Genomic DNA, 21,614 nt, shown 5'->3' on the forward strand with positions numbered 1-21,614 from the left:
TGCACAGCACGCCGGGCCCTGTCGAGGTCGATCTACGAGTAGATGGCCTCGATGTCGCTGCCACGCTCGGAGTGGATGATGTTGCGCTTGAGCTTCATCGTGGGGGTGAGCTCTCCGGTTTCGACGGTGAAGTCGTTCTCGAGGATCGTGTACTTCTTGATCTGCTCGGGGTTGGAGACCTTCTTGTTGGCCTCGGCCACGGCCTTGTCGATCTCGGCGACGAGATCGGCGTTCTTCGACAGCTCGGCGAACGGGATGTCGGCCGACAGGTTGTGGCGTTCGAGCCAGCCCGGCATTGCCTCGGGATCGAGGGTGATGAGGGCACCGATGAACGGCTTGGCGTCACCGACGACGAGGCACTGACTGACGATTGCGTTGGCGCGCAGGGCGTCCTCGAGTACTGCGGGAGCGACGTTCTTGCCGCCCGCGGTGACGATGATTTCCTTCTTGCGGCCGGTGATCGAGACGAAGCCCTCCTGGTCGATCGCGCCGAGGTCGCCGGTGTGGAACCAACCGTCGACGATCGCTTCGGCGGTGGCCTTCTCGTTGTGCCAGTAACCACTGAACACCACCGGGCCCTTGAGCAGCAGTTCGCCGTCCTCGGCGACCTTGACCGAGTGGCCGTCGATGGGCTTTCCGACGGTGCCGACGCGCTGTTCCTTGGTGGTGTTGACCGTGACGGCCGCACTGGTCTCGGTCAGTCCGTAGCCCTCGTACACCGGGACGCCTGCGCCACGGAAGAAATGGCCGAGGCGAGCGCCGAGGGGGCCGCCGCCGGAGACCGCACGGTCGCAGTTGCCGCCGAGCGCGGCCCGCAGCTTGGAGTACACGAGCTTGTCGAAGACGGTGTGCTTGAGATTGAGAACCAGGCCTGCGCCGCCCTTCTCCTGGGCCTCGCTCCACTCGATGGCCGTCGCGGCGGCCTTGTCGAAGATGCTGCCCTTGCCGCCGTCGTGTGCCTTCTGCTTGGCCGAGTTGTAGACCTTCTCGAACACGCGCGGCACCGACAGGATGAAGTTCGGCTTGAAGACGGCGAACTGCTCGACCAATGTCGAGACGTCCGAGGTGTGGCCCACGGTCACCTTCGACTCGAACGAGCCGAACGACACCGCGCGGGCGAACACGTGCGCCATCGGGAGGAACATCAGCGTGCGATTGCCCTCGCGCATGGAGTCGTGCAACGCGATCTGGGTGGCCTGGACCTCGGCGTAGAAGTTCGCATGCGTGAGCTGCACACCTTTGGGGCGACCGGTGGTGCCCGAGGTGTAGATCAAGGTGGCCGGGGAAGCAGCGGTGACCTGGTGTCGACGGGTATGCACGTCCTCGTCGCTGACTCCCGCGCCGCGGGTGGTCAGCTCGTCGATTGCACCGGAGTCGATCTGGAGTACCTCGCGCAGATCCTTGGCACCTTCGGTGACCTCTTTGAGGTTCGAGGCATGCTTCGGGGTCTCGACGACGAGCAGCTTCGTCGCGGAGTCCTCGAGGATCCACTGGGCCTGGTCGGCCGAGGAGGTCTCGTAGATCGCGACGGTGCAACCACCGGCGGTCCAGATGGCGTAGTCGAGAACGACCCATTCGTAGCGGGTCGCGCTGAGAATCGCGACGCGATCACCGAGTTCGATGCCCGATGCGATCAGGCCTTTGGCGACGTTGGTTACCTCTTTGGCGAACTGGCCCGCGGTGACGTCGGTCCAGGTGCCGTTCACGAGTCGCTGGAAAGGTACGAGGTTCGGCGATTCCTTCTCGTACCGGAAGACGGTGTCGGCCATGGAAGCGTCGTCGGGAATGGTGAACGACGCCGGCACAGAATATTCGCGCACTGCTGGACCCCTTACGGAAAAATAGCGTGGTAGTTGTGCATTTCATCACACCCCGGTCCGTAACGCACCACCGAGGGTGTCCGGTTTGTGAATTTTGGTCGGCTCAGGGGGGAGTTGAGTGTGACTCGGCGTACAACTTATCCGTCCGCAGCCGCCCCTCGCCGCCGGGTCGTGTCTGTGAGGCTCCTCGCACGAAGTGTCGGTGGCACCGTTTTCGTCACCTGATCAGCGTAGAAGGGGTCGCAGGGGTCGAGCAGGTACTAAACTCGGCGACATATGAGCACTTCAGAATCTGATCAGGATGCCGCCGTGACGTCTGACGAGACGAGTTCGCCCCCTCCCGCCCCAGAGGGTGACGACATCACCTTTGCCGATCTCGGAATAGACGAGCGGGTCCTGAAGGCCCTGCGCGACGTCGGCTACGAGAGCCCGTCGCCCATTCAGGCGGCCACTATTCCACCGTTGATGGCGGGTAACGACGTCGTCGGCCTCGCACAGACCGGAACCGGCAAGACCGCCGCGTTCGCGGTGCCGATCCTGTCTCGTCTGGACGTCTCGCGCCGCACGCCGCAGGCATTGGTGCTGGCACCGACCCGCGAGCTGGCATTGCAGGTGGCCGAGGCGTTCGGTAAGTACGCCACCCACATCCCGGGTCTGCACATTCTGCCCATCTACGGCGGCCAGGCGTACGGCATCCAGTTGTCCGGTTTGCGCAAGGGTGCCCAGATCATCGTCGGTACACCGGGTCGTGTCATCGACCACCTCGAGAAGGGCACGCTCGACCTGTCCGGGCTCGAGTACCTCGTGCTCGACGAGGCCGACGAGATGCTCAAGATGGGGTTCCAGGAGGACGTCGAGCGCATCTTGTCCGACACTCCCGAGTACAAGCAGGTCGCGCTGTTCTCGGCCACGATGCCGGCCGCGATTCGCAAGATCTCCAAGCAGTATCTGCACGACCCGGTGGAGATCACCGTCAAGACCAAGACGTCGACGGCACCGAACATCACCCAGCGGTACGTCCAGGTGGCGCATCAGCGCAAGCTCGAGGCGCTGACTCGAATCTTCGAGGTCGAAGAGTTCGAGGCCATGATCATGTTCGTGCGCACCAAGCAGGCCACCGAGGAGCTTGCCGAGAAACTGCGCGCACGGGGCTTCTCGGCCGCTGCGATCAACGGCGACATCGTGCAGGCTCAGCGCGAGCGCACCATCGGCCAGCTCAAGAACGGCCAGATCGACATTCTGGTGGCCACCGACGTGGCTGCTCGTGGTCTCGACGTCGACCGCATCTCGCACGTCATCAACTACGACATCCCGCACGACACCGAGTCCTACGTGCACCGCATCGGTCGTACCGGCCGAGCGGGTCGCGCCGGTCAGGCTCTGTTGTTCGTCGCGCCGCGGGAACGTCACCTGCTCAAGGCCATCGAGCGTGCGACGCGTCAGCCCATCACCGAGATGCAGTTGCCCAGCGTCGACGACGTCAATGCGCAGCGCGTGACGAAGTTCAAGGACTCCATCACCGAAAGTCTCGGTAACGAGAATCTGGCGCTGTTCCGCCGGCTCATCGAGGACTACGAGCGCGAGCACGACGTGTCCTTGGTCGACATCGCGGCAGCGCTGGCCATCCAGTCGCGCGACGGCGAAGCGTTCCTGTTGAAGCCTGAGCCGCCTGCCCCGCCGCGCGCACCCCGGGAGCCGCGTGAGCCGCGTCCGCCTCGCACGTTCGACGAGGATGCGGCCAGCTCGCATCACCGCAAGACGGGCCAGGAAATGGCGACGTACCGCATCAGCGTCGGAAAGCGTCATCACGTTGCACCCGGTGCCATCGTCGGTGCTATCGCGAACGAAGGCGGTCTGCGTCGAAGCGACTTCGGACACATCAGCATTCGTCCCGACCACTCGCTGGTCGAGCTGCCTGCCGATCTGGCCGACGAGACGGTCGAGGCGTTGCGTCGTACCCGCATCAGCGGCGTGCTGATTCAACTGCAGCCCGATTCCGGTCCTCCCGGACGTAGTGGTGGGCCGCGCGGCGGCGGGAAGTTCAAGGGCAGGCGCTAGAGCGGCTTCGCCGCACGTGCACGGCAATTCGTAGTGGGCTACGAATTTCCGTGCACGACCCCAGCGCAAGCGTTTGGTGGATCCGGCCTCGGGTATCCGCCCGTGCATGACCCACGTCACACTCAGTGTCAACGGAACCGAACGCGAGATCGACTGCGATACCCGAACCACCCTGCTCGACGCACTACGCGAAAACCTCGACCTCATCGGGGCCAAGAAGGGGTGTGATCACGGGCAGTGCGGTGCCTGCACAGTTCTGGTCGACGGTCGCCGGATCAACAGTTGCCTGACGTTTGCTGTCGCGCAGCACGGTCGTGAGATCGTCACGGTCGAGGGATTGTCCGACGGCGACACGCTGCACCCGGTGCAACAGGCCTTCGTCGATCGTGATGCGTTCCAGTGCGGATACTGCACGTCCGGGCAGATCTGCTCGGCGGTCGCGGTGATCGAAGAGGCCAAGCAGGGATGGCCCAGCGCCGTCACCGAGGACCTCGAGGCTACCGACGTCGAACTCGACTCGGGCGAAGTGCGAGAACGGATGAGCGGCAACCTCTGTCGCTGCGGTGCCTACGCCAACATCGTTCCGGCTGTGCAGGACGCATCGTGAAGACGTTCGAGTACGGCACCGCTACGGCGGTCGACGACGCGGTGGCCCGCCTCGCCCAGGACGAGCACGCGATGGTGCTCGGCGGAGGAACCAACCTCGTCGATCTGATGAAGCTGGGGGTTGCGAGCCCGTCGACTCTGATCGACGTGACGCGATTGCCGCTGCACGACATCGAGATAGTCGACGACGGTTCCCTGCGCATCGGTGCCGCTGTGACCAACAGCGACCTCGCCGTGCATCCGGTGGTGCGTCAGCGCTATCCGGTGCTGTCGCGGGCGGTTCTCTCCGGTGCATCGGGTCAACTACGCAATATGGCGACCACCGGCGGAAACCTGTTCCAGCGCACTCGATGTGTGTACTTCATGGACTCGTCGAAGCCGTGCAACAAGCGCGAACCGGGCTCGGGCTGCCCTGCGCGCGAAGGCGAAAATCGAAACCTGGCCATCCTCGGGGCGTCGCAGGCCTGCGTAGCAACGCACCCTTCGGACATGGCGGTGGCGCTGTCGGCACTCGACGCGCGCATCGTCGTTCATGGAGTCGACGGCGAACGCGTCCTCGCGATCGACGACTTCTACCGACTCCCGGGGGACGAACCCGAGCGCGACAACACGGTGGCTCGGACCGAGATCGTCACGGCCATCGAGATTCCGAAGCCGGCCGACACCGCCGTCTCCACTTACCGCAAGGTGCGCGATCGGCAGTCCTACGCCTTCGCGATCGCGTCCGTCGCCGCTGTTCTCGATGTCGAGGACGGGATCGTGCGTGGAGTGTCGATTGCTCTGGGCGGCGTCGCACACAAGCCGTGGCGGGCACACACTGCCGAGCATGCACTGTTGGGTACCGCCGCGGACGAGGCGTCGTTCCGGCGGGCCATGGCGCTCGAGCTCGATTCTGCAGAGCCGTTACGCGACAACGCGTTCAAGATTCCGTTGGTGACCAATCTCGTTGCCCGCACTCTGGTCGAACTCGTGGAGTCGAGCGCTACGAAAGAAATGGGAGACCGAGCATGACGGCTTCGATCGGACAGTCGATTCAGCGCACCGAGTCCATCGCCAAGGTCACCGGTACGGCGCGCTATGCCGCGGAGCAGCCGCCGGCCGTCGGGCAGTTGTATGCCTGGTACGTGCCCGCGACGGTTCCCGCCGGGATTGTCGAGCACGTCGAACTCGGTACCGACGCCGCGGTGCACGCCGTCCTGTGGCACGGCAACGCCGAGAAGCTCGGCGAGGTCGAGGACGCCGAACTGCATGTGCTGCAGTCGAATACCGTCTCCTATCGCGGTCAGATCGTAGCCGTCGTTGTGGCCGACACCCTTCAAGCCGCGCGTGCCGCCGCCGCCCAGGTTCAGGTGCGGTACGCCGACGTTCGCTCACCCGACAACACTTTGACCGCCGAGCACAGCTCGCTGTACGCGCCCGAATCAGTGAACGCGGGGTTTCCCACGGACGTCACGATCGGCGATGCCGATGCTGCGTTGAAGACGGCCGAGCACGTCGTCGACAACTGGTACTCGACGGCTCCGATGCACAACAGTCCGATGGAGCCGCATGCCACCACGGCGCAGTGGTCCGACGGCGTTCTGACACTGTGGGATTCGACGCAGGCACCGTCGGGTGTCCAGGGCGACCTGGCCACGGCGTTCGATCTGGAACCCGAGAACGTTCGTGTGATCGCCGAGAACGTCGGCGGCGGATTCGGCGCGAAGGGCAGCACTCGGCCCAACGCGGTCCTCGCGGCGATGGCGGCGCGGGCGACCGGCAAGACCGTCAAACTCGTGCTGCCGCGGCAAGCGCTGTTCGACCTGGTCGGCTATCGCACCCCGACGCTCAATCATGTTCGCTTGGGCGCTGATTCGAGCGGCACACTGGCTGCGATCGCGCACGATTCCTTCCAGCAGACCAGCACCATCTTCGAGTTCTGTGAGCAGACCTCGGAATCGACCCGGCACATCTATGCGGCCCCGAACCGTCGCACCACCCACCGACTCGCGAAGCTGGACGTCGGAACACCGCGGTGGATGCGGGCACCGGGTGAAGCGCCCGGAATGTTCGCGGTCGAGACGGCGATCGACGAATTGGCTGTGGCCACCGGTATCGATCCGATCGAACTGCGCATTCGCAACGAGCCGGAAGTCGATCCCGCCAGCGGCAACCCGTTCAGCTCACGCAGTGTGGTGCAATGCCTTCGCGAGGGAGCCGAGAAATTCGGCTGGGATCGCCGCAACTCTGTGCCCGGACAGCGCCGAGAGGGCAACACCCTGATCGGAATGGGAGTCGCGACAGCGAGTTACCCGGTGCTGATTTCGCCGAGTACCGCTGCGGCGCGAGTGGAGCAGGACGGCACGATCACGGTATCCGTGGCCGCGACGGATATCGGCACCGGTGCGCGGACCGTGCTGCGGCAGATTGCCGCTGATGCTCTGGAGGTCGACGCGGACACCGTCACCGTCGAACTCGGCGACAGCGCTCTGCCGAAGGCTCCGGGTGCCGGCGGGTCCTCGGGTACCTCGTCGTGGGGTTGGGCCGTCACCAAGGTCTGCCACTCGCTGAAGTCACAGGGTTCGTACGAGCTGGGGAACTCGGCCGAGGCCGACACCACCGATGACGTGGAGGGCCAGAAGGAGTTGGCGCGCATGGCTTTCGGTGCCCAGTTCGCCGAAGTGGCCGTGGATATCGACACCGGTGAAGTACGAGTCCGCAGAATGCTCGGAGTCTTCGGTATCGGCGCGGTGATGAATCCGCGGTTGGCCCGATCTCAGCTCATCGGCGGTATGACGTTCGGGCTCGGGATGGCGCTGATGGAAAGTGGCATCGTCGACCACGAGTTCGGCGGGTTCGCCAACCACGACCTCGCCGAGTATCACATTCCGGCGTGCGCGGACGTCACCGACCTCGAGGCCGTCTGGGTCGAGGAGAGCGACACCGATATCGCTCCGATGGGTGGCAAGGGAATCGGTGAGATCGGTGCGGTCGGTTCGTCGGCGGCCATCGGGAACGCGGTCTACAACGCCACCGGCGTCCGAGTCCGCGACCTGCCGATCACTCTGGACAAGGTGCTGCCTCACCTCTAGAGCGGCTTCGCCGCATGTGAATGGAACTTCGTAGTGGGCTACGAAGTTTCGTACACATGGGGCGCAGCCCCTCTAGGCCAGAATCCGCTGCAGGAACTGTCGGGTGCGGGGCTCGGTCGGGTTCACGAGCACCTGCTCCGGCGTGCCGCGTTCGAGGACGACGCCGTTCTCGATGAAGAGCACCTGATCGGCGACCTGCTGGGCGAAGCGGATCTCGTGCGTGACGATCACCATCGTCCAGCCCTCGGCGGCAAGGTTTTTGATGACGGCTAGTACTTCGCCGACGAGTTCGGGGTCGAGGGCCGAGGTGGGCTCGTCGAACAGCATCAGCTTGGGACGTAGGGCCAGAGCTCGGGCGATTCCGACGCGTTGCTGTTGGCCGCCGGAGAGCTGGAACGGGTACTGGTCGGACTTCGCGTCGAGACCGATCTGGTCGAGGATTGCGTGAGCGTCACGACTGGCGTCGTCCTTGGCGCGCTTCTGGACGATCACCGGTCCCTCGATGATGTTCTGCAGCACCGTCTTGTGCGGAAACAGATTGTGGCTCTGGAACACCATGCCGCTCTGAGCGCGGAAGTGTCGTAGTTGCGCCGCGCCGACGGGCTCGGCGAAATCCACCGATACGTCGCCGATTCGGATGATCCCGGCGTCGGCTCGGTCGAGTGCGTTAAGTGTGCGGAGCACCGTGGTCTTGCCGGAGCCGGACGGTCCGATGATGACGGTGACGGTGCCCGACGGCACGGTGAACGAGATGTCCTTCAGCACCTCGAGCGGTCCGAACGACTTCTTCAGAGCGGATACTTCCAGCAGGTCTGTCATTTGGCCACGTACCTGTCGAGTCGGACTTCGAGCTTGCCTTGGAAGAAGGAGAGGACTATGCAGATCACCCAGTAGTACAGCGCTGCAACGGTGTACAGGGTGAAGAAGTCGAAGGTCGGGGCCGCCGCCAGTTGAGCGACGCGGAGCAGCTCGGTCACCAGGATGGTCGACGCGAGCGAGGTGTCCTTGACCAACGAGATCAGCGTGTTCGACAACGGCGGTACCGCGGTGCGCAGTGCTTGCGGAAGCACGATGCGCTGCAACGTCGTTCGGTATCCCATTCCGATGGTCTGAGCGGCTTCCCACTGGCCCTTGGGCACGCTGAGTATCGCGGCACGGATGACCTCGGCCGCGTAGCCACCGACGTTCAGCGAGAACGCGACCACCGCGGCCGGGAACGGCGAGATCACGATGCCGAACTGCGGTAGCCCGTAGAAGATGATGAACAGCTGCAGCAGTAGGGGAGTGCCGCGAATGATCGAGACGTAGAACCGGGCCACTGCGGCGAGCGGTGTGATCGACGAGATGCGGGCCAATGCAACCGCGAGCGCGATGACGAGCCCGATCACAAAGCTGATGGCAGTCAGTGGAACGGTCATCGTGACAGTGGCTTTGAGCATCGGCCACAGGTTGTCGAGAACCAACTGCATCTTCGACGGCGCAGTCGACGCGGCGTCGTCGCTCACCGGAACCACGGTGTCGGCTGTCGGTGCGGCGACGTCGCTACCGAAGTACTTGTTCGAGATCTCGGCGAGGGTGCCGTTTTCACGCAGGGTGTCGATGGCGGCGTCGACCTCGTCCATCAGGCCGCTGTTCTTGCGGGCCACGAAGGATTGCAGTGTCGTGTCTCCGGTCTCGCCGGCTATCTTCACCCCGGTGTCGCCGGTCTGCTGTAGGTATTCGGCGATCGCGAGGGAGTCGTTGACGGTGGCGTCGACGCGTCCGTCCTTGACGAGGGTGACCGCTTGGACGAATCCCTCGACGGCTTCGACGTTGGCACCCGCGTTCGCGGCGACCTCGGCCCAGTTGCTCGTCGACGATTGGGCGGTGGTCTTGCCTGCCAGGTCGGCCAGCGTCGAAATGGTGGAGTCGTCTGCAGCGGTGAGGATCTGACCTTCCGACACCGTATAGGGCGCGGACAGGTCGTACGCCGATTGCCGGGCCGGGGTGATCGAGACCTGGTTGGCGATGAGGTCGAATCGCTGGGATTGCAGGCCGGCGAATATCGAATCGAACGGGGTCTGCACGAAGTCGACGAGGACCCCCAGTTCCGCACCGACGGCGTTGATGACGTCGATGTCGTACCCGGTGAGCTGCCCGTCTGCGCCCTGATAGCTGAACGGGCTGTAGGTGCCTTCGGTGCCGACGACCAGGACGCCCTCGTCCTGCACCCGGTCCAGCAACGACTGAGACGACGAACTGCATCCGGACAACCCCAGTACGGCGATCAGAATCGCGACCAGAGCAAGAGTAGATCTGCGCACCATCCGCGCCTGCTTTCACCGTAACTACGAGTGCACCGAAACCTACCCGTCGATCTCCAATTCCGCTGACACCACCACGGTGTTGTTCATCGGCAGTGCGGCGACCCCGAGTGCAGTGCGTGCGTGCGCGCCGATGTCGGGACCGAAGATCGCCAGCACCAGATCGGAGAAGCCGTTGACGACCGTCGTGGTCTGGGTGAAGCCGTGATCGGCGTTGACCGAACCGGTGACGGTGAGCCAGGCGCTGATTCGATCGAGGTCGCCGACGGCGCGGGCGACGCTACCCAGGAGGGCCAGTGCGGTGTCGCGCGCGGCATCGGTGGCCGCGTCGAGACTCACGTCCGACGGGACGGCACCGAACGGGCCCGCCAACGTCCCGTCCGAGGCCAACGGAGAATGCCCCGAGGCGAACACTCGGTTGCCGCGTACCCGCACCCACTCGAACGAGAACTCGAAACCAGGCGGCGCGGTCGGTTCCGCGGGCAACGTGAAACCGAGTTCGGTGATGCGACGTTCGATCTCCATGGACGAAAATCCTGTCAGACCGCAACGCCGTTGATGGTGCGAACGGTCCAGCGAGAACCGTCGTGTTCGAGGGTGGAGACTCCGGCGTTGAGAATCCTTGGGGAGTGCCGCCGCCGGATCGCGTCGAAGATCGCTCGGATGACGCCGCCGTGCGCCACGGCGATCACCGCCGAGTCCGGGTAGCGAGAGGCGATGTCGTCGACCGCGCGCACGCCTCGGACGATCAGGTTCGAGCGAGGCTCCAAGCCGGGGTACATGCCGTTCGGCCAGTGCGAATACGCATCCCAGTCGGTGAATCCTTCGGCCTCGCCGAAGTGTCGTTCGGCCAGATCGGGGAACTCGGCGGTGCGAGTCATGCCGAGGTGCGCACCGATGATGTCGGCGGTTTCGGCTGCTCGGACCAGCGGCGAACTGACCAGGTGATCCCATTGTCGGTACTCGAGTTCGTAGCCGGCCTCGCGGGCCTGCGCACGGCCGGTGTCGTTGAGCGGAATGTCCGACGAGCCCTGCAGACGCCCGTGCAGATTCCAGTTCGTCTCACCGTGCCGAACCAGTGCCAGAAAAGTCATAGTGAGCGGAGAATATCTCAGAGTTACCAGGGAGTACGGTCGATACGAAGATACGTGAACGAGCTTGGAGGATTGTCGATGAATCTTGCCCTGACAGAAGAAGAGGCCGCGTTCCGTGACGAGATGCGGACGTTCTTCACTACGAAGGTCCCCGCCGAGATTCGCGAGAAGAGCGCGACGGGTCAGGAGTTGAGCAAGGACGAGGTGGTCGCGACCATGCGAATCCTCAACGAGAACGGCTTGGCGGTGCCACATTGGCCCGCCGAGTTCGGTGGCCGTGACTGGACTCCCGTGCAGCGTCACATCTGGCTCGACGAAATGCAGCTGGCGTCGGTACCCGAGCCCCTGGCTTTCAACGCCTCGATGGTCGGCCCGGTCATCGCGACGTTCGGCTCCCAGGAGCTCAAGGAGAAGTTCCTGCCCAAGACGGCGAACCTCGACATCTGGTGGTGCCAGGGCTTCTCCGAGCCCGAGGCCGGATCGGACTTGGCGTCGCTGCGCACCACGGCGATCCGCGACGGTGACGACTACATCGTCAACGGACAGAAGACGTGGACCACGCTCGGCCAGTACGCCGACTGGATCTTCGCGCTCGTGCGGACCAACCCGGACGCGCCGAAGAAGCAGGCCGGAATCTCCTTCCTGCTCATCGATCTGAACACCCCCGGCATCGAGATGCGGCCCATCAAGTTGATCGACGGCAGCGTCGAGGTCAACGAGGTCTTCTTCGACAATGTTCGCGTTCCGGCCGAGAACCTCGTCGGCGAAGAGAACCAGGGCTGGAGCTACGCCAAGTTCCTGCTCGGCAACGAGCGCACCGGCGTCGCCCGGGCCGGACACACCAAAGTGCATCTGGGACAGGCGAAGAAGCATGCAGCACAGACCAAGGTTGGCAGCGGCACGTTGCTCGAGGACCCGTTGTTCGCCGCCAAGATGGCCGAGGTCGAGAACGAATTGCTCGCCCTGGAGCTGACTCAGCTGCGCCTGGTCTCCAGCTCGGACGACGGCAAGCCGAATCCGGCGTCGTCCATTCTCAAGCTGCGGGGATCCGAATTGCAGCAGGCCACAACCGAATTGCTGATGGACGTCGCAGGCCCGGACTCGCTGCCCTACGAGGCAGGCGAGGACATCGAGAGCGAAGGCTGGGCGCAGCGCTCGGTACCGGGGTACCTGAACTACCGCAAGGTGTCGATCTACGGCGGCTCGAACGAAGTTCAGCGCACCATCATCGCCTCCGCGATTCTCGGACTGTAAGGGAGCATCTGAAGACATGGATTTCGAACTCAACGAAGAGCAGAAGCTGCTGCGCGACACCACTCGTGAGGTCCTCTCGCGGGCTTACGACACCGAGAAGCGAAACAAGATCGTTGCCGGTGAGCTGGGCTGGAGCACCGATGTCTGGAAGCAGCTGGCCGAGGTCGGCCTACTGGGTCTGACGTTCAGTGAGGACGACGGCGGCATGGACGCCGGCCCGGTCGAGATCATGGCCGTGATGACCGAGGTCGGCCGACGCCTCGCACCCGAGCCGATCCTCGATGCCGTGCTCGTCCCCGGCGGATTGATCTCCGAGCTCGGCAGTGCCGAGCAGCGCGCGCGGCTCCTGCCGCCGGTGGCCGAGGGATCGTCGATGTTGGCGTTCGCGCACACCGAATCCGGCAGTCGCTGGCCGAACATCGAGGTCGCCACCACCGCCACCGAGGACGGTGGATCGTGGTCGATCAACGGTGTCAAGAATCCGGTACCGCACGGCGGAAGCGCCGACGTGATCGTCGTCAGTGCAACGCTTCCCGCCGGAGGAACCGGGTTGTTCGTCGTCGACGCCGACGCGAACGGTCTCACCCGCAAGTCCTACGCCACACACGACGGTCAGCGCGCCGCACAGATCGAATTCGTGGACGTCGCAGCCGAGCCACTCGGCACCGCCGAGAACGCGGCTGCGGCGATCACCGGTGCCGAGGTTCGTGCACAGGCTGCCCTGTGCGCCGAGGCAGTCGGTGCAATGGAAGAGGCACTGCGACTGACCACCGATTACCTCAAGGCGCGCAAGCAATTCGGGGTTCCGTTGGCCAAGTTCCAGGCGCTCACCTTCCGCGCGGCGGACATGTACGTCTTGCTCGAACTCGCCCGCAGCATGAGCCTGTACGCCACGATGTCGTTGGCCGATGGCAACGTGGACACCACGATCGCGTCGCGCGCGAAGCTGCAGATCTCCCGGTCGGGCCGCAAGCTCGGCCAGGAGGCGATCCAGTTGCACGGCGGTATCGGCGTCACCGCCGAGTATCCGGTCGGGCATTACACCAGTCGGCTCGTGGCCATCGAACACACTCTCGGTGGTGCCGACGAGCACCTGCGCATCCTGGCGTCGAAGGTCTCCGATCACGACCTCATCGGGATCTGACACACCCCGGAAGACAACTCGGGCCCGGTCACCTTTCGAAGGTGGCCGGGCCCGAGTCGTATCCAGAGACGTGTCAGCTTCCCGAATCGGCCTGCACCACAAGATCGGCCACGGCTGCGGGGTTCGAGACCAAGATCGCGTGCGAGCCCGGTACCTCGGTCACTCGAGCCCCGGCCCGTTGCGCCATGAAGCGCTCCGCCGAGGTCGGGATGATCTGATCCTGTTGGGGGATCAATGCCCAGGACGGGGTGTCCGCCCAGGACGGTGGGCCGCTCGGCTCGAGCAGAGCACCGGCGGCGATGGTCTTCTGGTGGGCCGCCATACGGGCGGCCTGCTCCTCGCTCAGGTCGGGTGCGAAGAACGTGCGGAACAGGGCGGGCGTGACGTACGAGTCGACGTTCTTGCCGATCGGGTTGGACGAGTCGTCGACGATCGACAGACCGATCACCGGTGGCACCAGGGCCGTCACGGGGAATCGGAACGGATCGAGTTCGAGCGCGACGGGTTCACCTTCGACGGGCATGAAGGCCGCGACGTAGACCAGCGCCTCCACGTTGTCGGCGTGCACGTTGCTGATGACGGTGCCGCCGTAGGAGTGGCCGACGAGTACCACCGGGCCGTCGATGTTCTCGACCACATCGGTCACCGACGCTGCGTCGATCGCGGGCCCGCGAAGCGAGTTCTCTGCGGTCACCACCGGGTAGCCACGTCCGCGAAGGTTCGCAGCGACGCCGTCCCAGCTGGTGCTGTCGGCGAATGCCCCGTGTACCAGTACGACGGTCGGCAGGCCCTGCGCAGCGGCCGGGGCCGCGCCGATACCGACCGTGGTGCCCACGGTCAGTGCCGCGGCCGCGAGCAGTGAAGTCCACTTCGGTTTCGTCATGCTCTCAACCTGTCACACGCTCAAAGTTTCCGCGTTGTTCACCGCGGAGATTCGACCAGCTTTTTCTCAGTGAACGCTCGTATGCTTGGGTTGCAGTAGTGGCGTTCGCCCAGCCGGGTGAACGTGAAACGGTAGGTCCGATCGTGAGCGAGAGTTCGATGAAGTCTCGGATGGCCGAGTACCCACGTCCGCATCACTGCTTACTGCACATCAGTGACACGCATCTCGTCGACGGCGACGGCCGGTTGTACGGCGGCGTGGACAGCGAGTTGCGGCTCGAACAGGTGATGACCGACGTGCGCAACTCCGGTGTGCGGCCCGATGCGTTGGTGTTCACCGGTGATCTGACGGACAAGGGCGAGGCGGGTGCGTACGAGAAGCTCCGCGCTCTGGTCGAGCCGGTTGCCGAGGAGCTCGGCGCACAGATCGTCTGGGCGATGGGCAATCACGACGACCGAGCGACGTTCCGTCGGACGCTGCTCGACGCGGAACCGAGTGGGCAGTCCATCGATCGCGTGCACGATGTCGACGGTCTTCGCGTCGTCACCCTGGACACCACGGTTCCGGGCAAGCACCACGGCGAGCTGGGGGACGAGCAATTGGCCTGGCTGGCCGACACTCTCGCGACCCCTGCCGAGTTCGGCACGATTCTGGCGATGCACCATCCGCCGGTGCCGACCGTGCTCGATCTCGCAGTGCTGGTCGAGCTGATCGATCAGCCGCGGCTCGCGAGCGTGCTTCACGGAACCGATGTGCGGTCCATTCTCGCAGGGCACCTGCACTATTCGACCACGGCCACGTTTGCCGGTATACCGGTCTCGGTGGCGTCGGCCACCTGCTACACCCAGGATCTCAACGTCCCCACAGGCGGACTACGCGGTCGCGACGGAGCTCAGGGATACAACCTGGTTCACGTGTACGACGACACCGTCGTCCATTCGGTGGTGCCGACGGGGTCGTACGACACAGTGGGAGAGGCGGTCTCGGCGGAGGAGACAGCACGCAGGCTCGATGCGGCGGGTGTCACCATCGCAGACAGCGCCCGGCGAAAGACGTTCAGCGACGCCTAGCGCTGTTCGCGTTCCCACGGCGCGACGATGGGAAAGTACTTGTCCAGGAACTGCGTCACGGTGCGGGTGCGCAGATCCAGGTCGACTTCCGGAAAGCTGCCGTCGTTGAGGCAGAAGAAGTCGACGGACCGCTTGGGGAGCAGCTTCTCCATCAAGTCGAGGCCTGCCACCGACGTGGTGTCGATGTACCGAACCTTCGCGTCTTTCTGGACCACAGCGCGGCCACTCATCAATGCGTAGTAGTGGTACAGCGAATTCGTCACCGAGATGTTGGTGCTGGCGCGGAATGCACTCGCCGCCGTGGAGGCGAACTCGTCCGGAAACTCGTTCTCCATTTCCTGCATCACACTGCGGCGCAACGGAGTTGCCGCATGTTCGAGATGCCGGGTGGTGGTCATCCCGAATCTGTCCTGCAGGATTCGACGGTTCACCCGTGCTGCATTCTCGAAGCCGCTGCGGTCGGCGTCGCTGTAGCCCAACCCGATTCGCGTCGTAGCCTCGATGAACATGCTGATTCCGCCGGGGGAGAAGAACATCGACGGGCTGACCGGACGACCGAAGAACATGTCGTCGTTCGAGTACAGGAAGTGCTCGGACAGGCCGGGGATGTGGTGGAGCTGGCTTTCGACGGCCTGCGAATTGTGTGTCGGCAGAACGGAGGTGTCCACGAAGAACGCCTCGCTCGGCACGAACGTCACCTTGGGATGGTCGGCGAGCCACGCCGGCCTCGGGGAGTCGGTGGCCACGAAGATGCGCCTGATCCACGGTGCGTACAGGTGCACCGACCGCAGGGCGTACTTCAGTTCGTCGATCTGCCGGTAGCGAGCCGCTGAATCGTCACCTTCTCCGACAACATAATTCGCCATCCGCCGCGCACGTTGAGCTTGGAACTCTGCCGACGAGCCGTCGACCCAGGAGAACACGATGTCGATGTCGAAATTGATGTCCGACGCGTGGTCGGCAAACATGTTCTCGATGGTCGGCCACGTTCTACCGAAGCGTTCGACGGTGCCGCGGACGGCCTCGTCGGGCCGGATGTTGCGTCGGGTCAGGGAGTTCTCGATCGGCAGCACGATCTCGGACGGGGAGAAAGACCACAGCTCTATCTGCACGGCCGTCGACGCGCCGTAGTACAACCCGCTGAACGGCTCGACGCGCGGTCGGTAGAGGCGCACGATCCGCGCATTCGCGGATGGCGAGAGTGTGCCGTCGGCAACCAGAACGGCTTTCCCGCGGGCGTCGACGGTCTTGGAGTAGAACGGCTCGGCGCGGCAGGCGTGCACCAGCGCTGTGGTGAGCGCGTCCCGGGCAGCCAGTTCGATGGCGATGACGGGTCGTTCGTCGTTGCCGCGAACGAGTAGGTACTTGATGCGTGCGGCGTCGAGTACGGCGCGGACGAACAACAGATCCTCGACCATGGCCTGGTGCGGGGTGGTCGAGGTGATCGTCAATGCGTAGCGGCCCTCGTGGCTGACCACGTCGGATCGTTCGCTCAATCGTGCTGCGGACGCTGCAGATTCTCGGGTGACGGCATCGTTCGTCTCGTGCTCCGGTGGAACGAGGTAGATATCGTGCGGGGCAGAAGACGAGGTGATGGCGTTCCTTCCTGAGTGTGCGCGCCGGCCGAGGGAACTCGGCGCGGACTCAGTCTAGTGCAGGTCCGGGGCATTCTTGACGCGCTGCGGTAGAAGCCAGTTCGCCGCGATCAGGCCCACCGCAACTCCAGCAGCGTCGGCCAGAGCGTCGATCACCGATCCGGAGCGTCCCAGAGGCAGGATCGCCTGCAGAAACTCCGACACCACCGCGAACACCAGCACCCACAGTGCGGTCCTGCCCCAGCCGATTCCGGCGAGTCGCGAGGTGTAGGCGAGCGCTGCGAACAGCACGAAGTGAATGATCTTGTCACTGTGCTGAAACCCGGACGGCACCCCGGACGCGGGCGTGAAGAGAATGATCAGCGCGACGACGAACGTGACGGCCAGGGGAATTCGATACGTCGACGACGAGAACACCGCCCGAGTTTACCGGCGCTGCAGCACCACGACCGTGTCGGTTCGCTCGTCGCCGTCCGGTGTGGTGCGGGTGCGGTGTTCGGCGTGGATCACCTCGAACCCGTCGCCTGCCGCAACGACGACCGGTTCCGGTGCGAACAATCGGTGCTTGGCCGGATGTTGCGAGGCGTGACTGTCGCTGGGACTGTGCCCGACGACCAGCAGACGCCCCTTCGGCGCGACCGCCGCGGCGAATCTGCGGGTGGTCAGTTCGAGTTCGTCGGGTGGTACCTGCAAGAAGTGCACCGACACCAGATCGAACGCGCCGGCCGGGGGAGTCCATTCCAGCAAGTCTTCTTGTTCCCAGTGCACCGCCAGTTGCTGCGGTTCCAGTGCCTGCTGTGCTGCGCGAGCGCGGCCGAGGGCGACGTCCGAGATGTCGACGCCGGTGACGGTCCAGCCTGCACCGGCCAGCCACAGTGAGTCGGCACCTTCACCGCAGCCGATGTCCAAGGCTCGGCCCGGAGTCAGCACGGACGCTTCCTGAACCAACACCGCGTTGGGATTTCCGCTCCAGATGGCGGTGCGTTGGTTGTAGAGGTCGTCCCAGAATGCCTCGTCGAAAGCGCCGTTCTCGAAGTCCGGCTCTCCGGGAGTGGGGTCGGCGGCATGAGCGTGAGCGTGCGTGTGGTCGGCCATGGTTCGAGACTGCCTGCTCTCACGCGCAGGCGCAAACACATTTGCTCGATCAGCAAAAGTGGATTCTGAGTAAAGTGGTTCTCCATGACCGAACAGGAACGTGAAGTACTGACGTGGGAGACCTTCGGAGACGCCTCGCGCGACCTGACCAAGAAGATCGTCGACGACGGGTTCGTTCCGGACATCGTGATCGCGATCGCGCGTGGCGGGCTCATCCCCGCGGGTGCGATCGCCTACGCGATGGGAGTCAAGGCTGCGGGCACCCTCAATGTCGAGTTCTACTCCGACATCGAGGAAACCCTGCCCGATCCTGTTGTCCTCGAACCACTTCTGGACACCGATGCGATCGTCGGTAAGAAGTTGCTCGTGGTCGACGACGTCGCTGATTCCGGCCGCACACTGGCGCTGGTGATCGACCTGTTGAAGGCGCATACGCCCGACGTACGGTCCGCTGTCATCTACACCAAACCCAGAACCATTGTGCAGCCCGACTATTCGTGGCGAGAGACCGACAAGTGGATCAATTTCCCATGGTCCACGTTGCCGGTCATCGCCTGAGTTACTCGCTGGAGACGTCGATCAGCACCTTGCCGACGGTTCCGTTCTCGACGGCGTCGTGTGCTGCGGCGGTTTCGCTCAGCGGGAAGCGGTGCAGCGGTAGGCCGGTGGCTTCGCCTACCTCCAGCACGCCTGCGGCTGCCGCCGCGCTGACGTCGGCCTCGGCGTTGCGCAGAGCCTCGTCGCCCACGGTGTAGAGCAGCACGAACTGGTAGCGAGTGTTCAGCACCATGTTCGGCCGGACGTCGAGGGTCACAGTGTCGCCACCGTTGTTGGCGTAGACGGCAACCGATGCACGGTTCGCTCCCACGGCGGCGTTGAGCGCGGCGTTCTGCGCGGGTGCGACCTCGACGATCAGATCGATTCCGGCGGGAACCAATTCGCGGATTTCGGCGACCGCGTCTCCGGTCTTGTAGTTCACCACGTGGTGCGCGCCGGCAGCGGTGGCCAGTGCGCCCTTCTCCGGTCCGCTGACCGTCGTCACCACGGTCGCGCCTGCCCAACGGGCCAATTGGATCGCGGCATGGCCGACGGCACCGGCCCCACCGGCGACGAGGACCGACTTTCCGTCCAATGCGCCCGGGTGCAGCCGGGTGGGTCCGTCCTCGGACAAAGTCAGTGCACGGTGCGCCGTCATCGCGGGAACTCCGAGGCTTGCGCCCACGTCGAACCCGACGCCATCGGGCAGAGGCACAACCCGGGAGGCGGGCAGGATTGCAAAGGACTGTGCTGTTCCGGTCGGACGCTGGTGCTGGGCCAGATAGATCCAGACGCGATCTCCTACGGAGACGCCGTCGACATCGGGGCCGACCGCGTCGACCACTCCGGCACCGTCCTGATTCGGTACCACCTCGTCGAATGCCAGCTTTTCACCAGGCCCGGAGCCGGTTCGGTTCTTCCAGTCCGTCGGATTGACGCCCGAGACCACGATGCGGACGCGCACTTCACCTGCGGCGGGCGCGGTCACCTCGCGATCCTTCAGCTCGAGGACGGACGAATCGCCGGTGCGGGTGTACACAATTGCTGGAGCAGTCATATCCGGTTCAACGCGACTCGAGGGCGCCGATGTTCCCTGCGAGGTAATCGGGGTATGCATGACCAGTTATCAGTGCTCGACGAAAGAGGCGTGTTCGATGAACCACAACGACCTGCTGACCGACGCGTTCGGCCGGATCAAGGAACTCGTCCACTCGGTGCTGGACGATATCCCCACTGCCGCGTTGACGTATCGACCCGACGCCGACGCCAACAGCATCGCGTGGTTGCTCTGGCACCTGACGCGGATGCAGGACGACCACATCGCGGGTGTGGCCGGGAGCGAACAGGTCTGGACGTCGGACTCGTGGTTCGAGCGGTTCGGACTCCCGTTCGACAAGTCCGACATCGGCTACGGCCAATCGTCCTCGGACGTCGCTCAGGTCACCTCGAGCGCCGAGTTGCTGCGTGAGTACCACGACGCCGTGCACTCGAAAACCGTTGCGTACCTGAGCAGTGTCGGGGCCGACGATCTGGACCGGATCGTCGACGAGAACTGGGACCCGCCCGTCACACTCGGTGCACGGCTGGTGTCCGTGGTGTCCGACGACCTTCAGCATGCCGGGCAGGCCTCGTACGTTCTCGGCCTGTACACCCGGCAGGCCTAGCCGTCAGGCGTAACGCTTCTGCAGGTTTTCCAGCGTCTTTCGGATGTTGCGACGCTGGAACTGCGGGAACGTCTTGCCGCTGGTGACGATCTTGTCGAACACGAGGGCCAGAGCGTCGGGCCATCTCGTTCGGTCGTCGGTCCAGGTTTCGGTGACTTTCGTGCCGCTCGACACCGGCTCGAAGTCGTATCGCCAGGTTGCGTTCGCGCCCTTGATCTTCGGAGTGCTCTTGCCGATGGCGTGGACGCGGAACTCGAAGGTCTTGCCCGGGTCGGCCGCCGTGACGGTGCAGCGAGTGATCCACTTCGCCCGGCCGCGCTTGTTGGTTCCGTCGAACACCATTCCCACGTAGGCACTCTCGCGGGGTTCATGGACGGTGGCACCGGTGTTTTCGGGGCTCCACTGCCCCATGTTGGTGGGGTCGCTGATCGCAGCGTAGAGAGTGTCGGCGTCGGCATTCACGACGATGCTGTCCGAGACCACGAGTTCGCGCTTCACGACGACGCACCGTTCTTCAGGCTGGGATGAATACGAGTGAGCATGGGCACCAACAGTGTTCGCGGCGTGATCTGAGCAAAGATCGATCCGATGCGGTTGGCAGGTCCGGGAATCGACACCATCCGTCCCTTGGTCATGTCGTCGACGGCAGTCTTGGCCACCGTTTCTGCCGACACCCACATGATCGACGGAAGCGCTTTCTCTGCATCGTCTTTCGCGAAGCCCGCAGCCTCGCCGAATCCGGTCTGCACCGGCCCGGGGCACAGTGCGGTGGCGGTCACTCCGGTGCCGCGCAGTTCGCCGGTCAGAGACTGGGTGTACGAGAGAACGAACGCCTTGCATGCGCCGTAGCCCGCCTGTCCGGGTAGGGGCTGGAACGCCGCCGTCGACGCCACATTGAGCAGTGCGCCGCGTCGTCGCTCGACCATTCCTGGAAGGAAACGGGAGCACAGGTCCGAGACGGCGACCACGTCGACCTCGATCATGTTCATTTCCGCATCCGGATCCGATTCTGCGACGGGTCCGAGGGTAGAAAGTCCGGCGTTGTTGATCAGAATGTCCGGGATCAGACCGAGATCGGTGATCCGGCCGAGCAATTCGGCGCGCGCAGTGCGGTTGGAGAGGTCTGCGGCCAGCACCTCTGCTCGGACTCCCCGTGCTCGAATCTCCTGTGCCAACTCTTCGAGCTTGTCGGCACGCCGGGCGACGAGGGTGACGCCGTGGCCTCGGGAGGCGAGCTGGCGGGCGATGGCAGCTCCGATACCGGAAGATGCTCCGGTCACGACGGCAGTCCGATCGGGTGCGGGGCGAGGAAGGCTCATCTGCCCACCGTAGCGAATGCGCCTTGTGCAGCGCGTTTGAATCCCTCTAGTAGGTTAGCCTAGTCTTACTTTATCGCACCTTTGATCATCGAGAGGTAACC

At 64.3% G+C, this 21,614-nt stretch carries 21 protein-coding genes; 9 read left to right on the forward strand and 12 right to left on the reverse strand.

The annotated features are described in order from the left end of the window. Positions 1–32 precede the first annotated feature (32 nt). Positions 33–1,820 carry an AMP-dependent synthetase/ligase gene (locus ASG84_RS02565; RefSeq protein ID WP_057475426.1) on the reverse strand — a complete coding sequence of 596 codons (1,788 nt, stop codon included), beginning with the start codon at positions 1,818–1,820 and terminating at the stop codon, positions 33–35. Positions 1,821–2,096: 276 nt separating this feature from the next. Here ASG84_RS02565 and ASG84_RS02570 point away from each other — a divergent pair, with 276 nt between their 5' ends. From ASG84_RS02570 to ASG84_RS02585, 4 genes are all read left to right on the forward strand, one after another. Then, positions 2,097–3,878 carry a DEAD/DEAH box helicase gene (locus ASG84_RS02570; RefSeq protein ID WP_057475427.1) on the forward strand — a complete coding sequence of 594 codons (1,782 nt, stop codon included), beginning with the start codon at positions 2,097–2,099 and terminating at the stop codon, positions 3,876–3,878. A 106-nt stretch (positions 3,879–3,984) separates the two neighbouring features. Then, the gene (locus ASG84_RS02575; protein ID WP_057475538.1) at positions 3,985–4,485 is read left to right on the forward strand and encodes a 2Fe-2S iron-sulfur cluster-binding protein; all 501 of its coding nucleotides are present in this window, start codon (positions 3,985–3,987) and stop codon (positions 4,483–4,485) included. Next, positions 4,482–5,495 (forward strand): FAD binding domain-containing protein, encoded by a 1,014-nt coding sequence (locus ASG84_RS02580; RefSeq protein ID WP_057475428.1) that lies wholly within the window; start codon positions 4,482–4,484, stop codon positions 5,493–5,495. Before ASG84_RS02575 ends, ASG84_RS02580 begins: the two co-directional genes overlap by 4 nt. Further along, complete coding sequence (locus ASG84_RS02585) at positions 5,492–7,555, forward strand: xanthine dehydrogenase family protein molybdopterin-binding subunit (protein WP_057475429.1); 2,064 nt, start codon at positions 5,492–5,494, stop codon at positions 7,553–7,555. The genes ASG84_RS02580 and ASG84_RS02585 overlap by 4 nt, the downstream gene beginning before the upstream one ends. A 72-nt stretch (positions 7,556–7,627) precedes the next feature. Here the strand turns inward: ASG84_RS02585 and ASG84_RS02590 are convergent, their stop codons facing one another. From ASG84_RS02590 to ASG84_RS02610, 4 genes are read right to left on the reverse strand one after another with little or no spacing between them, the layout of a single operon-like run. Further along, positions 7,628–8,374 carry an amino acid ABC transporter ATP-binding protein gene (locus ASG84_RS02590; RefSeq protein WP_057475430.1) on the reverse strand — a complete coding sequence of 249 codons (747 nt, stop codon included), beginning with the start codon at positions 8,372–8,374 and terminating at the stop codon, positions 7,628–7,630. Next, positions 8,371–9,861, reverse strand: a complete 1,491-nt coding sequence (locus tag ASG84_RS26805; protein ID WP_082520735.1) for an ABC transporter permease subunit — start codon at positions 9,859–9,861, stop codon at positions 8,371–8,373. The genes ASG84_RS02590 and ASG84_RS26805 overlap by 4 nt, the downstream gene beginning before the upstream one ends. A gap of 39 nt (positions 9,862–9,900) precedes the next feature. Beyond that, positions 9,901–10,383, reverse strand: a complete 483-nt coding sequence (locus ASG84_RS02605) for a RidA family protein (RefSeq protein WP_057475431.1) — start codon at positions 10,381–10,383, stop codon at positions 9,901–9,903. Between the two features lie 14 nt (positions 10,384–10,397). Next, positions 10,398–10,952 (reverse strand): histidine phosphatase family protein, encoded by a 555-nt coding sequence (locus tag ASG84_RS02610; protein WP_057475432.1) that lies wholly within the window; start codon positions 10,950–10,952, stop codon positions 10,398–10,400. A gap of 78 nt (positions 10,953–11,030) precedes the next feature. Between ASG84_RS02610 and ASG84_RS02615 the strand changes: the two genes are divergently transcribed. Together ASG84_RS02615 and ASG84_RS02620 are read left to right on the forward strand one after the other, a co-directional pair. Further along, entirely contained in the window at positions 11,031–12,206 is a 1,176-nt protein-coding gene (locus tag ASG84_RS02615) for an acyl-CoA dehydrogenase family protein (RefSeq protein WP_057475540.1), read from the forward strand. A gap of 16 nt (positions 12,207–12,222) precedes the next feature. After that, positions 12,223–13,350 carry an acyl-CoA dehydrogenase family protein gene (locus ASG84_RS02620; protein WP_057475433.1) on the forward strand — a complete coding sequence of 376 codons (1,128 nt, stop codon included), beginning with the start codon at positions 12,223–12,225 and terminating at the stop codon, positions 13,348–13,350. A 73-nt stretch (positions 13,351–13,423) separates the two neighbouring features. On the opposite strand, the gene ASG84_RS02625 is transcribed toward ASG84_RS02620, so the two are convergent. Then, a complete protein-coding gene (locus ASG84_RS02625; protein WP_057475434.1) occupies positions 13,424–14,233 on the reverse strand; it encodes an alpha/beta fold hydrolase in 810 nt (269 codons plus the stop codon). A gap of 158 nt (positions 14,234–14,391) precedes the next feature. Here ASG84_RS02625 and ASG84_RS02630 point away from each other — a divergent pair, with 158 nt between their 5' ends. Continuing rightward, a complete protein-coding gene (locus tag ASG84_RS02630; protein ID WP_057475541.1) occupies positions 14,392–15,303 on the forward strand; it encodes a phosphodiesterase in 912 nt (303 codons plus the stop codon). Here ASG84_RS02630 and ASG84_RS02635 read toward each other — a convergent pair. The 3 genes from ASG84_RS02635 to ASG84_RS02645 form a co-directional block, all read right to left on the reverse strand. Then, complete coding sequence (locus ASG84_RS02635; RefSeq protein WP_200936485.1) at positions 15,300–16,799, reverse strand: stealth family protein; 1,500 nt, start codon at positions 16,797–16,799, stop codon at positions 15,300–15,302. The two genes, ASG84_RS02630 and ASG84_RS02635, sit on opposite strands and share 4 nt — an antisense overlap. Positions 16,800–16,952: 153 nt before the next feature. Further along, entirely contained in the window at positions 16,953–17,315 is a 363-nt protein-coding gene (locus tag ASG84_RS02640) for a VanZ family protein (RefSeq protein WP_057475435.1), read from the reverse strand. A gap of 9 nt (positions 17,316–17,324) precedes the next feature. After that, entirely contained in the window at positions 17,325–17,993 is a 669-nt protein-coding gene (locus ASG84_RS02645; RefSeq protein WP_057475436.1) for a class I SAM-dependent methyltransferase, read from the reverse strand. Between the two features lie 84 nt (positions 17,994–18,077). Between ASG84_RS02645 and ASG84_RS02650 the strand changes: the two genes are divergently transcribed. Further along, positions 18,078–18,551 carry a phosphoribosyltransferase gene (locus tag ASG84_RS02650; protein ID WP_057475437.1) on the forward strand — a complete coding sequence of 158 codons (474 nt, stop codon included), beginning with the start codon at positions 18,078–18,080 and terminating at the stop codon, positions 18,549–18,551. A 1-nt stretch (position 18,552) separates the two neighbouring features. Here the strand turns inward: ASG84_RS02650 and ASG84_RS02655 are convergent, their stop codons facing one another. Further along, positions 18,553–19,587 carry an NADPH:quinone reductase gene (locus ASG84_RS02655; RefSeq protein ID WP_057475438.1) on the reverse strand — a complete coding sequence of 345 codons (1,035 nt, stop codon included), beginning with the start codon at positions 19,585–19,587 and terminating at the stop codon, positions 18,553–18,555. A gap of 97 nt (positions 19,588–19,684) precedes the next feature. On the opposite strand from ASG84_RS02655, the gene ASG84_RS02660 reads away from it, so the two are divergent. Further along, positions 19,685–20,194: a mycothiol transferase gene (locus tag ASG84_RS02660; RefSeq protein ID WP_057475439.1), complete on the forward strand. Its 510-nt coding sequence runs from the start codon at positions 19,685–19,687 to the stop codon at positions 20,192–20,194. A gap of 3 nt (positions 20,195–20,197) precedes the next feature. Here ASG84_RS02660 and ASG84_RS02665 read toward each other — a convergent pair whose 3' ends face one another. Next, on the reverse strand, positions 20,198–20,692 hold the full coding sequence (locus ASG84_RS02665) for an SRPBCC family protein (protein ID WP_057475440.1): 495 nt from the start codon (positions 20,690–20,692) through the stop codon (positions 20,198–20,200). Further along, positions 20,689–21,513: an SDR family NAD(P)-dependent oxidoreductase gene (locus tag ASG84_RS02670; RefSeq protein WP_057475441.1), complete on the reverse strand. Its 825-nt coding sequence runs from the start codon at positions 21,511–21,513 to the stop codon at positions 20,689–20,691. The genes ASG84_RS02665 and ASG84_RS02670 overlap by 4 nt, the downstream gene beginning before the upstream one ends. Positions 21,514–21,614 lie beyond the last annotated feature (101 nt).

The sequence above is a fragment of the Rhodococcus sp. Leaf278 genome (assembly GCF_001426085.1).
In the GTDB taxonomy this organism is placed as follows: domain Bacteria; phylum Actinomycetota; class Actinomycetes; order Mycobacteriales; family Mycobacteriaceae; genus Rhodococcoides.

Bases quoted from the DNA above. Each gene is read 5' to 3' on its own strand.
- ASG84_RS02670 (WP_057475441.1), bottom strand. From the start codon at position 21,513: ATGAGCCTTCCTCGCCCCGCACCCGATCGGACTGCCGTCGTGACCGGA.
- ASG84_RS02625 (WP_057475434.1), bottom strand. From the start codon at position 14,233: ATGACGAAACCGAAGTGGACTTCACTGCTCGCGGCCGCGGCACTGACC.
- ASG84_RS02570 (WP_057475427.1), top strand. From the start codon at position 2,097: ATGAGCACTTCAGAATCTGATCAGGATGCCGCCGTGACGTCTGACGAG.
- ASG84_RS02650 (WP_057475437.1), top strand. From the start codon at position 18,078: ATGACCGAACAGGAACGTGAAGTACTGACGTGGGAGACCTTCGGAGAC.
- ASG84_RS02615 (WP_057475540.1), top strand. From the start codon at position 11,031: ATGAATCTTGCCCTGACAGAAGAAGAGGCCGCGTTCCGTGACGAGATG.
- ASG84_RS02630 (WP_057475541.1), top strand. From the start codon at position 14,392: ATGAAGTCTCGGATGGCCGAGTACCCACGTCCGCATCACTGCTTACTG.
- ASG84_RS02590 (WP_057475430.1), bottom strand. From the start codon at position 8,374: ATGACAGACCTGCTGGAAGTATCCGCTCTGAAGAAGTCGTTCGGACCG.
- ASG84_RS02610 (WP_057475432.1), bottom strand. From the start codon at position 10,952: ATGACTTTTCTGGCACTGGTTCGGCACGGTGAGACGAACTGGAATCTG.
- ASG84_RS26805 (WP_082520735.1), bottom strand. From the start codon at position 9,861: ATGGTGCGCAGATCTACTCTTGCTCTGGTCGCGATTCTGATCGCCGTA.
- ASG84_RS02585 (WP_057475429.1), top strand. From the start codon at position 5,492: ATGACGGCTTCGATCGGACAGTCGATTCAGCGCACCGAGTCCATCGCC.
- ASG84_RS02620 (WP_057475433.1), top strand. From the start codon at position 12,223: ATGGATTTCGAACTCAACGAAGAGCAGAAGCTGCTGCGCGACACCACT.
- ASG84_RS02660 (WP_057475439.1), top strand. From the start codon at position 19,685: ATGAACCACAACGACCTGCTGACCGACGCGTTCGGCCGGATCAAGGAA.
- ASG84_RS02645 (WP_057475436.1), bottom strand. From the start codon at position 17,993: ATGGCCGACCACACGCACGCTCACGCTCATGCCGCCGACCCCACTCCC.
- ASG84_RS02655 (WP_057475438.1), bottom strand. From the start codon at position 19,587: ATGACTGCTCCAGCAATTGTGTACACCCGCACCGGCGATTCGTCCGTC.
- ASG84_RS02575 (WP_057475538.1), top strand. From the start codon at position 3,985: ATGACCCACGTCACACTCAGTGTCAACGGAACCGAACGCGAGATCGAC.
- ASG84_RS02605 (WP_057475431.1), bottom strand. From the start codon at position 10,383: ATGGAGATCGAACGTCGCATCACCGAACTCGGTTTCACGTTGCCCGCG.